Origin of the sequence: Pseudomonas sp., assembly GCF_049645325.1 — a bacterium.
Lineage (GTDB): Bacteria > Pseudomonadota > Gammaproteobacteria > Pseudomonadales > Pseudomonadaceae > Aquipseudomonas.
Genome location: NZ_JBARTQ010000310.1, coordinates 1 through 14,101, shown reverse-complemented (window position 1 = coordinate 14,101; position 14,101 = coordinate 1). Strand labels below are relative to the sequence as shown.

General features: G+C 60.8%; 12 protein-coding genes. 5 read left to right on the top strand and 7 right to left on the bottom strand.

Going from position 1 to position 14,101, the window contains the following annotated elements:
• Positions 1–218: 218 nt before the first annotated feature.
• The 3 genes from gshA to WBB95_RS14065 form a co-directional block, all read right to left on the bottom strand.
• Positions 219–1,802 carry a glutamate--cysteine ligase gene (gene gshA / locus WBB95_RS14075; protein ID WP_424488127.1) on the bottom strand — a complete coding sequence of 528 codons (1,584 nt, stop codon included), beginning with the start codon at positions 1,800–1,802 and terminating at the stop codon, positions 219–221.
• 214 nt (positions 1,803–2,016) lie between these two features.
• Positions 2,017–2,400, bottom strand: a complete 384-nt coding sequence (locus tag WBB95_RS14070; RefSeq protein ID WP_424488126.1) for a PaaI family thioesterase — start codon at positions 2,398–2,400, stop codon at positions 2,017–2,019.
• Positions 2,400–4,736, bottom strand: coding sequence for a Tex family protein (locus WBB95_RS14065; RefSeq protein ID WP_424488125.1), 2,337 nt, complete (start codon positions 4,734–4,736; stop codon positions 2,400–2,402). The genes WBB95_RS14070 and WBB95_RS14065 overlap by 1 nt, the downstream gene beginning before the upstream one ends.
• Positions 4,737–5,091: 355 nt before the next feature.
• On the opposite strand from WBB95_RS14065, the gene ompR reads away from it, so the two are divergent.
• Positions 5,092–5,832, top strand: coding sequence for a two-component system response regulator OmpR (gene ompR, locus WBB95_RS14060; protein WP_034117231.1), 741 nt, complete (start codon positions 5,092–5,094; stop codon positions 5,830–5,832).
• Between the two features lie 117 nt (positions 5,833–5,949).
• Positions 5,950–7,263, top strand: a complete 1,314-nt coding sequence (locus tag WBB95_RS14055; protein WP_078740177.1) for an ATP-binding protein — start codon at positions 5,950–5,952, stop codon at positions 7,261–7,263.
• 67 nt (positions 7,264–7,330) lie between these two features.
• Here the strand turns inward: WBB95_RS14055 and rimK are convergent, their stop codons facing one another.
• On the bottom strand, positions 7,331–8,236 hold the full coding sequence (gene rimK / locus WBB95_RS14050) for a 30S ribosomal protein S6--L-glutamate ligase (protein WP_003187674.1): 906 nt from the start codon (positions 8,234–8,236) through the stop codon (positions 7,331–7,333).
• A complete protein-coding gene (locus WBB95_RS14045; RefSeq protein WP_424488128.1) occupies positions 8,233–8,682 on the bottom strand; it encodes an ATP-dependent zinc protease in 450 nt (149 codons plus the stop codon). The genes rimK and WBB95_RS14045 overlap by 4 nt, the downstream gene beginning before the upstream one ends.
• Before the next feature lie 331 nt (positions 8,683–9,013).
• On the opposite strand from WBB95_RS14045, the gene WBB95_RS14040 reads away from it, so the two are divergent.
• Positions 9,014–9,427, top strand: coding sequence for an RNA-binding S4 domain-containing protein (locus tag WBB95_RS14040; protein WP_424488124.1), 414 nt, complete (start codon positions 9,014–9,016; stop codon positions 9,425–9,427).
• A gap of 144 nt (positions 9,428–9,571) precedes the next feature.
• Here WBB95_RS14040 and WBB95_RS14035 read toward each other — a convergent pair whose 3' ends face one another.
• Positions 9,572–10,375 (bottom strand): phosphatase PAP2 family protein, encoded by an 804-nt coding sequence (locus tag WBB95_RS14035; protein ID WP_424488123.1) that lies wholly within the window; start codon positions 10,373–10,375, stop codon positions 9,572–9,574.
• Positions 10,376–10,479: 104 nt separating this feature from the next.
• Between WBB95_RS14035 and hslO the strand changes: the two genes are divergently transcribed.
• Together hslO and WBB95_RS14025 are read left to right on the top strand one after the other, a co-directional pair.
• On the top strand, positions 10,480–11,382 hold the full coding sequence (gene hslO, locus WBB95_RS14030) for an Hsp33 family molecular chaperone HslO (protein WP_424488122.1): 903 nt from the start codon (positions 10,480–10,482) through the stop codon (positions 11,380–11,382).
• A 179-nt stretch (positions 11,383–11,561) separates the two neighbouring features.
• Positions 11,562–13,103, top strand: coding sequence for a phosphoenolpyruvate carboxykinase (locus WBB95_RS14025; RefSeq protein WP_424488121.1), 1,542 nt, complete (start codon positions 11,562–11,564; stop codon positions 13,101–13,103).
• A gap of 57 nt (positions 13,104–13,160) precedes the next feature.
• On the opposite strand, the gene WBB95_RS14020 is transcribed toward WBB95_RS14025, so the two are convergent.
• On the bottom strand, positions 13,161–14,024 hold the full coding sequence (locus tag WBB95_RS14020; RefSeq protein ID WP_424488120.1) for an EamA family transporter: 864 nt from the start codon (positions 14,022–14,024) through the stop codon (positions 13,161–13,163).
• Positions 14,025–14,101: the final 77 nt, after the last annotated feature.

Below are 14,101 nucleotides of genomic sequence, written 5' to 3'. Positions count from 1 at the left end.
CGTACCAGGCGAGCATTTTGGCGATCAGCAACTAAATCCCGACTCGGCCCCTGTGGGGGCTGACTTGTGTGGGAGCTGGCTTGTGTGGGAGCTGGCTTGCCGGCGATAGCATCGCCTGCGTATCGCTGATACACCGAGGTGACTGCATCGCAGGCAAGCCAGCTCCCACACAAGCCAGCTCCCACACAAGTCAGCCCCCACAGGGGCCGAGTCGGGATTTAGTTGCTGATCGCCAAAATGCTCGCCTGGTACGACCCGACAAACACATCAAAGTCGCCCACTTCGTTCTGCTCCAGCTCCGCCTGCTGCGCCAGCGACTTGCGCGCCAGTTCCTCGAAACGCGCCTGCTCTTCGGCCGGCAGGGGTTCTTTACGGAAGTATTCGGCGTGCACCTCGCTCTGATGCAGCGAGAACTGCGCAAAACTCTCTTTGCGCTCGGCCATGGCCGCCAGCACTTGAGCCGAAGGGGTCAGTGACGGGTCCTTCACCTTCGCCAACTGAGCGTCCAGCGCCTGGCTGTGCTCGCTGATGCCATGGCTCTGATCGAGCAAAGCGGCCAGCGGCGCGATCTGCTCCAGCAACTCGGTGGCCCACTCCTTCATGTCCACCGCCTGGCCCTGACGCTGCAATTGCAGGCCCGGACGCCGGCCTTCCTTGACCACGCTGAGGAAGTTGGAGGTGGCGTTGCCGCATTCGTTATTGGCGAACAGCGGGCTGTCGTTCAGTGCGCAATACAGCAGGAATGCGTCGAGGAAGCGCGATTCCGGCAAGTCGATGCCCATTGGCAGGAACGGGTTGATGTCCAGGCAACGCACTTCGATGTACTGGATACCACGGGCCACCAGCGCCTGGATCGGCCGTTCGCCGGTGTAGGTCACGCGCTTGGGGCGGATGTTGGAGTAGTACTCGTTTTCGATCTGCAGGATGTTGGTGTTGAGCTGAACCCACTCACCGTCCTTGTGCGTGCCGACTTCGACGTACGGCGCATAGGGCGTTGCCACCGCTTCGCGCAGGCTGTCGGTGTAGCTGGCCAAATCGTTGTAGCACGGCGTCAGGCCGGCCTGGGCGTTGCTTTGGTAACCCAGGTCGCTCATGCGCAGGCTGGTGGCGTACGGCAGGTACAGCGTGTCGGCGTCGAGCACTTCGAGCTGGTGCGAGCGGCCGCGCAGGAAACCCGCGTCGAGGGCCGGCGAGGCACCGAACAGGTACATCAGCAGCCAGCTGTAGCGGCGGAAGTTGCGGATCAGCGCGATATAGGCGGTGGACTGATAGTCGCGGTCGGTGCCGACGAAACCCTCAGTCTTTTTGAGCAACGGCCACAACTGTTCCGGCAGGGAAAAGTTGTAGTGGATGCCGGCAATGCACTGCATGGTCTTGCCGTAACGCAGGGCCAGACCCTTGCGGTACACGTACTTGAGCTGTCCGATATTGGAGGTGCCGTAGTAGGCAATCGGAATGTCTTCCTCGGCCGGCAACGGGCACGGCATTGAGGGGCTCCACAGGTATTCACTGCCGAGCTTGGTGTAGGCAAAGCGATGGATCTTGTCCAGGCTGCTCAGGGTATCCGCCGGGTTGGGCAGGGCGGGAGTGATGAACTCCAGCAGCGATTCCGAGTAGTCGGTGGTGATCAATTCGTTGGTCAACGCGGCGCCCAGGGCTTCGGGGTGCGGCGTTTGCGCCAGGCGACCCTCACCGGTGACACGCAGGCATTCACGCTCGATGCCGTGCAAGCATTGCTCTAGCAGGGAGAGGTGTTCGCGCTTGCCGAGCAAGGCCAGGCGGCGGTTGAGAAGTTCGCTCAAGTTGGATTCCTTCACGCGTCAGTCGCCCCAATATGGGGGTGGGCAGGACGGTCTACAAGGGTGAAGTTGAAACTGGCGTTATCGCCTGGTTTTGAGTCGATTTGACCCGCTCTGAAAAAGCCTGCTTCACTCCATGAATTGGGCTATCGCGCGGCAAGAAAATTCCGACGCTGTTATCGCAGCGCCGAAATTAACTCAAATCGAGGGCGGGGAGCTATAGGACTGCGAAGGTGCCTTGTGCTTTTGCGACCAGTTTTTCGTCCTGGTACACGTCGGCTTCCACCACCAACGTGCGTCGGCCGGCGTGAATCACCCGGCTGGTGCACAACACGTCGCCGTTTTCCACGGCGCGGATGTAGTTGATTTTGCACTCGATGGTCGCGCTCTGCTGGTCGAAACCATGGGCGCTGGAGCAGGCCAGCCCCATGGTGATGTCCACCAGGCTGAAAATCGCCCCGCCATGGAGCTTGCCCGCGCGGTTGCGCAACTGCGGCTCCAGGGTCAACGCCACCTCGGCAACGCCTTCTTCAAGGCGCTGCAGGCGGCAGCCGATCAGTTCGCTGAACGCGCTCTGGGTCAAACCGGCCGGTACTTCCATCAACGCTTCTTCAATTGTTTGGCGTTGGCGAACAGCGAGGCCATGGCGTTGTTGCTCGGCGCGGCGGTGGCGGTCTCTTTGCGCGGCGCACTGTTGTCAGAGCGATTTTGCGATTGGCGCGGTGCCGAGCCTGGGCGTGCGCCTCGGGCACCGTCGATTTTCTCGCCAGGAGTGTCGCTCATGCGCATCGACAGGCCGACGCGTTTGCGCGGGATGTCGACTTCCATGACCTTGACCTTCACCACATCACCGGCCTTCACCGCTTCGCGCGGGTCTTTGATGAACTTCTCCGAAAGCGCAGAGATATGCACCAGACCGTCCTGATGCACGCCGATGTCCACGAACGCGCCGAAGTTGGTCACGTTGGTGACCACGCCTTCGAGGATCATGCCCAATTGCAGGTCCTTGAGGTCTTCGACGCCGTCCTGGAACTCGGCGGTCTTGAACCCGGGACGTGGGTCGCGGCCTGGTTTTTCCAGCTCCTGGAGGATGTCGGTGATGGTCGGCACACCGAAGGTTTCGTCGGTGTACTTCTTCGGGTCCAGGCGCTTGAGGAACGCGGCGTCGCCGATCAGCGAGCGAATGTCGCGGTCGGTTTCGGCCGCAATGCGTTGCACCAATGGGTAGGCTTCCGGGTGGACCGCCGACGCGTCCAGCGGGTTGTCGCCGTTCATCACACGTAGGAAACCTGCGGCCTGTTCGAAGGTTTTTTCGCCAAGGCGCGCGACTTTTTTCAGCGCGGCGCGGGTTTTGAACGCGCCGTTTTCATCGCGGTGGGTGACGATGTTCTGCGCCAGCGTGGCGTTCAGGCCGGAAATACGCGCCAGCAGGGCGACCGAGGCGGTGTTCACGTCGACGCCGACCTTGTTCACGCAGTCTTCCACCACCGCATCCAGGCCGCGCGCCAGTTTCAGCTGCGACACGTCGTGCTGGTACTGGCCGACGCCGATGGATTTCGGGTCGATCTTCACCAGCTCGGCCAGCGGGTCTTGCAGGCGGCGAGCGATGGAGACGGCGCCACGGATCGACACGTCGAGGTCCGGGAATTCCTTGGACGCCAGTTCCGACGCCGAGTACACCGAAGCGCCGGCCTCGGAGACCATGACCTTGGTCATCTTCATGGCTGGGTATTTTTTGATCAGTTCGGCGGCGAGCTTGTCGGTTTCCCGGCTGGCGGTGCCGTTGCCGATGGCGATCAGGTCCACCGCGTGCTTGGCGCACAGGGCGGCCAGGATCGCGAGGGTCTGGTCCCACTTGTTGTGTGGCACGTGCGGGTACACGGTGGCGTGGTCCAGCAGCTTTCCGGTGGCGTCGACCACGGCGACCTTGCAACCGGTACGCAGGCCCGGGTCGAGGCCCAGGGTGGCGCGCGGTCCGGCCGGGGCGGCCAGCAGCAGGTCGTGCAGGTTGTGGGCGAAAACGTTGATCGCCTCGGTCTCGGCACCGTCACGCAACTCGCCGAGCAGGTCGGTTTCAAGGTGAGTGTAGAGCTTGACCTTCCAGGTCCAGCGCACCACTTCACCGAGCCACTTATCGGCAGGACGGCTCTGATTCTGGATGCCGAATTGTTGACCGATCATGCCTTCGCACGGGTGCATGGTGCCCGGCAGCTCGTCGCCGACTTTCAGCGCAGAGCTGAGAATACCTTCGTTGCGACCACGGAAAATGGCCAGCGCACGGTGCGACGGCATGCTCTTGAGCGGCTCGTCGTGTTCGAAATAGTCGCGGAATTTGGCGCCTTCTTCCTCTTTGCCGGCAATGACGCGGGCGCTGAGGGTGGCTTCCTGTTTCAGGTAGTTGCGCAGTTTTTCCAGCAGGTTGGCGTCTTCGGCGAAGCGCTCCATGAGGATGTACTTGGCGCCTTCGAGGGCCGCTTTTACGTCGGCGACGCCTTTTTCAGCATCGATGAAGCGCGCGGCTTCGGTGTCCGGGGTCAACGACGGGTCGTTGAACAGGCCGTCGGCCAAGTCGCCCAGGCCGGCCTCCAGGGCAATCTGGCCCTTGGTGCGGCGCTTCTGTTTGTACGGCAGGTAAAGGTCTTCGAGGCGGGTCTTGGTGTCGGCGAGCTTGATGTCGCGTTCCAGCTGCGGGGTCATTTTGCCCTGCTCTTCGATGCTGGCGAGGATGCTGATGCGCCGTTCGTCGAGTTCTCGCAGGTAGCGCAGGCGCTCTTCCAGGTGACGCAACTGGATGTCGTCGAGGCTGCCGGTCACTTCTTTTCGGTAACGGGCGATGAAGGGCACCGTGGAGCCTTCATCCAGTAGAGCGACGGCCGCTTCGACCTGTTGCGGGCGTACGCCGAGTTCCTCGGCGATGCGGCTGTTGATGCTGTCCATAAAACCACCTGAAATTCTGAAAGCAGCTCGCAGGCCCGGAAAACAAGGCCTTGCGAGGCTGGTTGAGCGGCCCGACTGGCGCCGCTGCCTGGGTCAAGAGGCAGCCTATTGACCCTCGAAATCGAAAAAGTCACGGAGAACGGGTGAAAAAAAGCCGTGCAGTGAACGGGATATATCTGATGCCGCCCCGCACAAAGGCGCCGCATTATAACCAGCGTTCTGCCCTTGGGGGGACCTCACCGATGGTTGTAGGGCGCGGGTTGACTGGCACTGGAGGAAAAATCTGCTAACAATGCACACGGTGCGTATAACGGCAGCTACGCCATAATGCGCGCCGAGATAAGAGGAGCATCTAATGAGCAGCACTGCACAAACTGCTGAAGGCGAAAAAATTCTCATCGTTGACGACGATCCGGGGCTGAGCAGCCTGCTGGAGCGTTTCTTCAACTCCAAGGGCTACCGTGCCCGCGCGGTGCCGAACACCGAGCAGATGGACCGCCTGTTGGGGCGCGAGGTGTTCAACCTGGTCGTGCTCGACCTGATGTTGCCCGGCGAAGACGGCCTGACCGCCTGCAAACGCCTGCGCGGTGCGAACAACCAGATCCCTATTATCATGCTCACCGCCAAGGGCGATGAGCTGAGCCGCATCAAAGGCCTGGAACTGGGCGCTGATGACTACCTGGCCAAGCCGTTCAACCCTGACGAGCTGATGGCGCGGGTCAAGGCCGTGTTGCGTCGTCAGGCGCCGTCAGTACCCGGCGCGCCGGGCAGCGAAGACGAAAGCGTCACGTTTGGCGACTACGAACTGTCGCTGGCGACCCGTGAGCTCAAGCGTGGCGAAGAAGTGCACATGCTCACCACCGGCGAGTTCGCGGTGCTCAAGGCCCTGGTGATGAATGCCCGCCAGCCGTTGACCCGCGACAAGCTGATGAACCTGGCCCGTGGTCGTGAATGGGATGCTCTGGAGCGCTCCATCGACGTGCAGATTTCCCGTCTGCGCCGGATGATCGAGCCGGACCCGTCCAAGCCGCGGTATATCCAGACGGTCTGGGGCGTGGGTTATGTGTTTGTGCCGGACGGCACCGCTACCAAGTGACCGATGATTTGCAGGGGCGGGCATCCTGGCGTTTGACTCCATGAGGGTCGACGGGATGCCCGGCGTCTGCAATTCTGCGAGCGCCGCTCGTTTCTGCAAGGTGTCTAGCTGTCTTCTATGAAAACCCCGCTGTGGTTCCCGCAAAGTTTCTTCTCCCGCACCCTTTGGCTGGTGCTGATCGTCGTTCTGTTTTCAAAAGCGCTGACTCTGGTTTATCTGTTGATGAACGAGGACGTGCTGGTGGATCGACAATACAGCCACGGCGTTGCTCTCACGCTGCGCGCCTATTGGGCGGCTGACCCCGAAAACCGCGAGAAGATCGCCAAGGCGGCTACCCTGGTTCGCGTGGCGGGCGCGGGCGTGCCGGAGGGCGAGCAACATTGGCCTTACAGCGAGATTTACCAGCGCCAGATGCAGGCCGAACTGGGTGAAGACACCGAGGTGCGGCTGCGTATGCATGTGTCACCTGCGCTGTGGGTGCGCGCGCCGAGCCTCGGCCAGGACTGGCTGAAAGTGCCGCTGTACCCGCACCCGCTGCGGGGGCAGAAGATCTGGAACGTGTTGGGATGGTTCCTGGCCATTGGTTTGCTTTCCACCGCCTCCGCGTGGATTTTTGTGCGTCAGCTCAACCAACCGCTTAAACGCCTGGTGTTTGCCGCTCGCCAACTGGGGCAGGGGCGCAGTGTGCGCCTGCCGGTCAGTGATACGCCCAGCGAGATGACCGAGGTGTACGGCGCGTTTAACCAGATGGCGGAGGACGTCGAACAGGCGGGCCGAGAACGCGAGTTGATGCTGGCGGGGGTGTCACATGACCTGCGCACGCCATTGACGCGCTTGCGCCTGTCCCTTGAGCTGATGGGTAACCATAGCGACCTGACAGACGACATGGTTCGCGACATCGAGGACATGGACGCGATTCTTGACCAGTTCCTGGCGTTTATTCGCGATGGTCGCGACGAGGTGGTGGAAGAAGTCGACCTCACCGACCTGGTGCGTGAAGTGGTGGCGCCCTATAACCAGAACGGCGAGCAGGTGCGTATGCGGCTGGAGCCGATCCAGCCATTTGCGTTGCGTCGGGTATCGATGAAGCGCCTGCTGAACAATCTGATCGGCAACGCCTTGCATCACGCCGGTTCGGATGTGGAAGTGGCTGCGTATGTGTCCGGCGACAGTGCTGCGCCGTATGTGGTGCTGAGCGTGATGGACCGCGGCGCAGGCATTGACCCGGAGGAACTGGAAGGCATCTTCAACCCCTTTACCCGTGGCGACCGTGCCCGGGGCGGCAAAGGTACTGGGTTGGGGTTGGCGATTGTTCGGCGGATTGCCTCAATGCATGGCGGCAATGTTGAATTGCGCAACCGCGAGGAAGGTGGCCTGGAAGCGCGGGTGCGTTTGCCGCTTGGGCTGATGCTGCCCAGAGACGCCGTCTAACCATCGACAACAAACTAAATGTGGGAGCCGGCAAGCCAGCGCCCACATTTTATTTTCGGTGCCAGTATCAGCCCTTGCCCTTGGTCCGAGTCATATTCGGCCCACCATTCTTTTCCAGATGCTGAATGATGATCCCCGCCACATCCTTGCCGGTGGTGGTCTCGATTCCTTCCAGACCCGGCGACGAGTTCACTTCCATCACCAGCGGCCCGTGGTTGGAGCGCAAGATATCCACACCCGCCACGCTCAATCCCATTACCTTGGCGGCCCGCAGCGCGGTCATGCGCTCTTCCGGGGTGATCTTGATCAAGCTGGCGCTGCCACCACGGTGCAGGTTTGAACGGAATTCCCCAGGTTTGGCCTGGCGTTTCATTGCCGCAATCACCTTGTCGCCCACCACGAAGCAACGGATATCCGCGCCGCCAGCTTCCTTGATGTATTCCTGCACCATGATGTTCTGCTTGAGGCCCATGAAGGCCTCGATTACCGACTCTGCGGCGGTCGCCGTTTCGCACAGCACCACGCCGATACCCTGGGTACCTTCCAGCACCTTGATCACCAGCGGTGCGCCGTTGACCATCTCGATCAGGTCCGGGATGTCATCCGGGGAATGAGCAAAACCGGTGACCGGCAGGCCGATGCCCCGGCGTGACAGCAGTTGCAGCGAGCGCAGCTTGTCCCGCGAGCGTGCAATCGCCACGGACTCATTGAGGGGAAACACGCCCATCATTTCAAACTGGCGCAGCACGGCGCAGCCATAAAACGTCACCGATGCGCCGATACGCGGGATCACGGCATCGAAACCTTCCAGCGGCTTGCCGCGGTAGTGGATCTGCGGCTTGTGGCTGGCAATGTTCATGTAGGCACGCAACGTGTCGATCACCACCATTTCGTGGCCACGTTCGGTGCCGGCCTCGACCAGGCGGCGGGTGGAATACAGACGCGGGTTTCGCGACAGCACAGCAATCTTCATGCAGCACCTGGGGCAGAAATAGTAGAGACCGGGAACACCGGCTTGTCTTGAACGTACTTGACGCCTGGATTGACCACCAAGTGGCCGTCAATCAGCGCCTTGGAGCCCAGTAACAGGCGGTAACGCATGGCCTTGCGGCAGGCGAGGGTGAATTCCACCCGCCATACGCCATCACCCAATGCCAGGGTGGTGCTGATTACGTAGCGCACCTGCGCATGGCCGTTGGAGCTCTTGATGGTTTTCATCGTCACCAGGGGCGCTTCGCAGCGGCGGTGACGCAGTTGCACCACGCTGCCCAGGTGCGCGGTAAAGCGCACCCACTTCTCACCGTCGCGCTCAAAAGGCTCGATATCGGTGGCATGCAGGCTGGAGGTGCTGGCACCAGTGTCGATCTTCGCGCGCAGGCCAGCCACTCCCAAGTCGGGAAGTGCCACCCACTCACGCAGACCCACAACGGTCAAATGGTCAAATGTCTTCAATATGGGTAACCGGCAATTCAGAAATGTTTCGTAGTCGTCGAGGACAGTAACGTCCAACTGCGCATGGATTGTGACAACTCCCAAACCTTCATCGAGGGGTCGGCGCCGATTTCGCGGTATTCACGCAGAATATCCGGCAAATGGCGACAGATATCTCTCAGGTTTCGGTAATCAGTGGGTGCATTGGAAAGTCACGCAAAAACCGAGGTGCCTGGCGTATCTTAGGTGAGCCTTGAGGTTTATGCGTCGAAGGGTTTCAACGGTAAAGTTGCGACATTTTTCAGAGCGAGGAATTCAAGTGGCTCAAAAGCAGGAAGAGGAAGAAAAGGTCCGTTTGGACAAGTGGCTGTGGGCGGCGCGTTTTTACAAAACCCGCGCCCTGGCCAAGGCCGCCATCGAGAGCGGCAAGGTGCACCATCGCGGCGAGCGCTGCAAGCCTGGCAAGGAACCGCGCGTCGGCGATGAGTTTCAGGTCCGTACCGGGTTTGATGAAAAGACCGTCGTGGTGCAGGCCCTCTCCATCGTGCGCCGTGGCGCGCCGGAAGCGCAGGCGCTGTATACCGAGACTGAAGCCAGCATCGCCAAGCGCGAAAATGCGGCGGCGATGCGCAAAGCGGGCGCTACCGGCATGACCACCGATGGCAAGCCAAGCAAGAAACAGCGCCGCGACCTGTTCAAGTTTCGTGGCAGTGGCAGTGGCAATGACGACTGACGGCGCAAATTTCCGGTACAGATGGTATCAATTGTGGAAGCAGGGCTTGCCTGCGATGCAGGCGCCTCGGTGTAGTGCTGATACCGAGGTGATGCTATCCCAGGCAAGCCAGCACACAAGCCAGCTCCCACCCAACCTACCCAGTCAGGCGGCTGTGCGCATGACGCTCAAACGCCCGATGACTGGCAACTTGCTCAGCAACCCAAACACCGGCGCCGTCACCCGCAACAACCCAGCCGAAACCTTCGCCGCAAACGGCGTGTAATACCCCCAGCCCAGCGCCAACAACGCCAGCAACACACCGCCGATGTAATCGTCCTGACCCCAATGTGCGCCTGCCACCAAACGCGGCATCATGAACAAAAGCGCCAAGCCCCAGATCACCAGCACTTGGCCGATGCGTTTGGCAAACACCGTCATGAACATCCCCCAGATCAACAACACCGAGGCATGATCTCCCGGGAAGCTCTGGCTCGAACGGTCCTTCAATTCCCAGGTTTTTTCCAGCCCGGGGAAGTAGTCGCTCATATGCGTCGCACCGCTGATCACCATCGACGGGCTGCTGTGTTGCCAGCCCATCTGCGCCGCGAATTTGGAAAACAGCAGGCGGATAAACAGCAGCAACAGCAAAATGCCCAGAAACCCGAAAAACGCCTGGCGCACCTGCACCGCCTTGAATACCCAGTCGCCGCGAATCAGCAATGCCAGCAAAATCACGCCCACCACCGCATCAAATGGCCGCAAACTGGCCACCGCCCACACATGCAGCCACGTCGAATTGCTCGCCAGCGGGTCATTGAGCAGGTGAAACAGCCACTCGTCGAAAAGCACACACAGCATCTGGCCCGTGGGCCACAGCCAAAAACACAGCAGTCCGATTGCGAGTAGATTGCAAAAGGCCCATCGCCCGAGGTTCCACTTGGCTTGGAACAAACCCGGATTGTTCATAAACTGTCCCCCACGACTTTAGAAATCCGCACCAAAATGGTGCTAAAGCCTCTAATTCTATAAACCTTGTAACTAATTTGTCATCAATTCAGATACCCAGACCTATGACTGATCTACCAGATACCGACTTCACCCAACGCTTCATCTTCGACGAGAACGACGCCCGCGGCGAACTGGTCTCGCTGGAGCGCAGCTATGCCGAAGTCCTCGCCAAGCACCCCTATCCGGAGCCGGTCGCGCAACTGCTCGGTGAGCTGATGGCGGCGGCGGCGTTGCTGGTGGGCACCATGAAGTTCGACGGTTTGCTGATTTTGCAGGCGCGCTCCGAAGGCCCGATTCCGATGCTGATGATCGAATGCTCCAGCGAGCGTGAGATCCGTGGCCTGGCCCGTTACGACGCCGACCTGATCGCCCCGGACGCGACCCTCGGCGACCTGATGGCCAATGGCGTGCTGGCGATCACCGTCGACCCGACCGAAGGCCAGCGCTACCAAGGCATCGTCGACCTCGACGGCGAAACGTTGTCGGACTGCTTCACCAACTATTTCGTGATGTCCCAGCAAGTCGGCACCAAGTTCTGGCTGAACGCCGACGGCAAGCGCGCCCGTGGTTTGCTGCTGCAGCAACTGCCAGCTGACCGCATCAAGGACGATGATGAGCGCACCGACAGCTGGCGCAAACTCACCGCCCTGGCCGGCACCCTGACCGCCGAAGAGCAGTTGGGCCTGGACAACGAAACCATCCTGCACCGCCTGTACCACGAAGAGGCCGTGCGCCTGTTCGACGCCCAGGGCCTGCGCTTCCGTTGCAGCTGTTCGCGCGAGCGCTCTGCCAACGCCTTGGTCAGCCTGGGCCTGGAAGATGCGCAGAATCTGGTGGTGGAGCACGGTGGCAACATCGAGATCGACTGCCAGTTCTGCAACCAGCGTTACCTGTTCGATGCCGCCGATGTCGCCCAATTATTCGCCGGCGCAGGCATCGACACCCCTTCCGACACCCGCCACTAAAACGTTTAAGCACAGGTAAATCACCTGACGAATGCCGGATTAGCGCAGTTCTGACGGGAGGGCCCTACTCTTTTTGGGCTTTTCTGGCATAATCCGGCCCACTTTTTTCGCGGTAGTAGTGCGCAACTTTCTACTACAAAACGTTTGGAGCACTCGGCCATAGGCCGACGGGGAACCTCATGACGCAAGCCAATAACGCCGTATACACCGATCTGAGTGTTGACGATCTGGTTAAAGAAGCCCTGCAGCGCGGTGAAGGCGTGCTTGCCGATACTGGCGCGCTGGTCGTAGAAACCGGTCACCGCACCGGTCGTTCGCCGGTTGACCGTTTCATCGTTGAAGAGCCGTCCACCCAGGCCGCAATCGCCTGGGGCCCGATCAACCGCAAGTTCCCGGCCGACAAGTTCGATGCCCTGTGGGCTCGCGTTGAGGCTTTCAACAACGCGCAAGAGCATTTCGTTTCCCACGTTCACGTAGGGGCTGCAGAAGACCACTACCTGGCCGTGAAAATGACCACCCAGACTGCTTGGCAGAACCTGTTCGGTCGTTGCCTGTTCATTAACCCGGCCCAGTACAACCCGGCCGGTCGTGAAGAATGGCAAGTGCTCAACGTGGCTAACTTCGAGTGCGTGCCTGAGCGTGACGGCACCAACTCCGACGGTTGCGTGATCCTCAACTTCGCACAGAAAAAAGTCCTGATCGCCGGCATGCGTTACGCCGGTGAGATGAAAAAAGCCATGTTCTCGGTGCAGAACTTCCTGCTGCCGGCCTCCGACGTGCTGCCGATGCATTGCGCCGCCAACATCGGCGAAGCTGGCGATGTGACCTTGTTCTTCGGCCTGTCGGGCACGGGTAAAACCACCCTGTCCGCCGACGAAAGCCGCTACCTGATCGGCGACGACGAACACGGCTGGGGCGAAGGCGTGGTGTTCAACATCGAAGGCGGTTGCTATGCCAAGTGCATCGACCTCTCCGAGAAGAACGAGCCGGTTATCTGGAAAGCCATCAAGCACGGCGCCGTGCTGGAAAACGTTGTCATCGACGACGCCAAGCACGCCGACTACGCCGATGTCAGCCTGACCCAGAACAGCCGCGCCGCGTACCCGCTGGAGCACGTTGCCAAGCGTTCCGAGCAGAACCTGGGCGGCGAGCCAAACGCGGTGATCTTCCTGACTTGCGACCTGACCGGCGTACTGCCGCCGGTGTCGATCCTCAGCGAAGAGCAAGCGGCCTACCACTTCCTGTCCGGCTACACCGCACTGGTGGGCTCGACCGAAATGGGTTCCGGCAGCGGCATCAAGTCGACCTTCTCCACCTGCTTCGGCGCGCCGTTCTTCCCGCGCCCGGCCGGCGAATACGCTGAGCTGCTGATCAAGCGCATCCGCGGCTTCGGCTCCAAGGTCTACCTGGTCAACACCGGCTGGACCGGCGGCGGCTACGGCGTCGGCAAGCGGTTCAACATCCCGACCACTCGCGGCGTGATCGCAGCGATCCAGAGCGGCGCGTTGATCGGTGCAGACACCGAGCACCTCGCCACCATCAACCTCGACGTGCCATTGGCCGTACCGGGTGTGGACACTGGCCTGTTGAACCCACGTAACACCTGGGCCGACAAAGCTGCGTACGACGAAGCCGCAAAGGCACTGGCCGGTCTGTTCATCGAGAACTTCAAGAAGTTTGAAGTGAGCGATGCGATCAAGGCTGCTGGTCCTAAGTTGTAAGAGTCGCCAGCTGTTAAAAAGCCGCCCCTAGTGGGCGGCTTTTTTATGCGCGAAGTGTCAGTCGGCGATGTGCAACACCACTGCACCGACCAGCACCAGCACCACGCCCAGCACTTGCACCGCTGACAACCGCTCCTTGAAAAACACAAAGCCAAGAATCGCCGCAATCCCGCCCGACAGCGTACTGATCACCGTCACCACTGACACCGAGCCTGCCATCGCGCCCCACGAAAACGCCGAGAACCCACCGAGGTTCATCACGCTTGCGCCGGTCAGTGTTGCGCAGTTTTTCAGCGGCGGGATTTTCAGGCCGTCCTTGATCTTCAGCACCATCGCCACCAGCACGCACAGGCCCACCAGATAACCCAGCCACAGCATGGTGATCGGCCCCAGTGCGGGCAATGTGTAGCGGCCTTGCAGCCAAAAGCTGGTGCCGTACAGCAAGGCAGCGAGCATGGCGTAGGCGATGGACAGGCGCGGGTTGTTGTGGGGAGCGCCGGTGTCCTTGTGCAGGCTGGAGAGCGTCACGCCGATCACGCACACGCCGATGCAACCGAGCTGGATCAAGCTGATGTGTTCCCCGCTGGCCCACGACAGCAGCGTGGTGACTACGCCGTAAGACGTCACCAGCGGCGCGACGATGGCTGCTTTGCCCAAGGCAAAGGCCTTGGACAACGCGAGCGCGCCGGAGACGGTGAGCAGCGCGGCGGCGATGCCCAGGAGCCAGACGCTCGACGGGGCATTCAGGGATTTGAACAGGAAGGCCGGGAAGATGACCAGCAGCAGGGTCATGATCAGAAAGCCGAGGGCTTGGCCGAAATACACCGCGCGTTTAACGCCGACGGCGCGGGCGTTAAGGCCCACGAGAAAGTCCGTGCCACCCCAGAGCAGGGCGGCCAACAGGCCCATTGTTACGTCCATGTAAGGTCCTTGTTATGAGTGCGACTCGCCAGGTTAGCGCAGAACCCCCTATGGGAGCGGGCTTGCTCGCGAAGGCG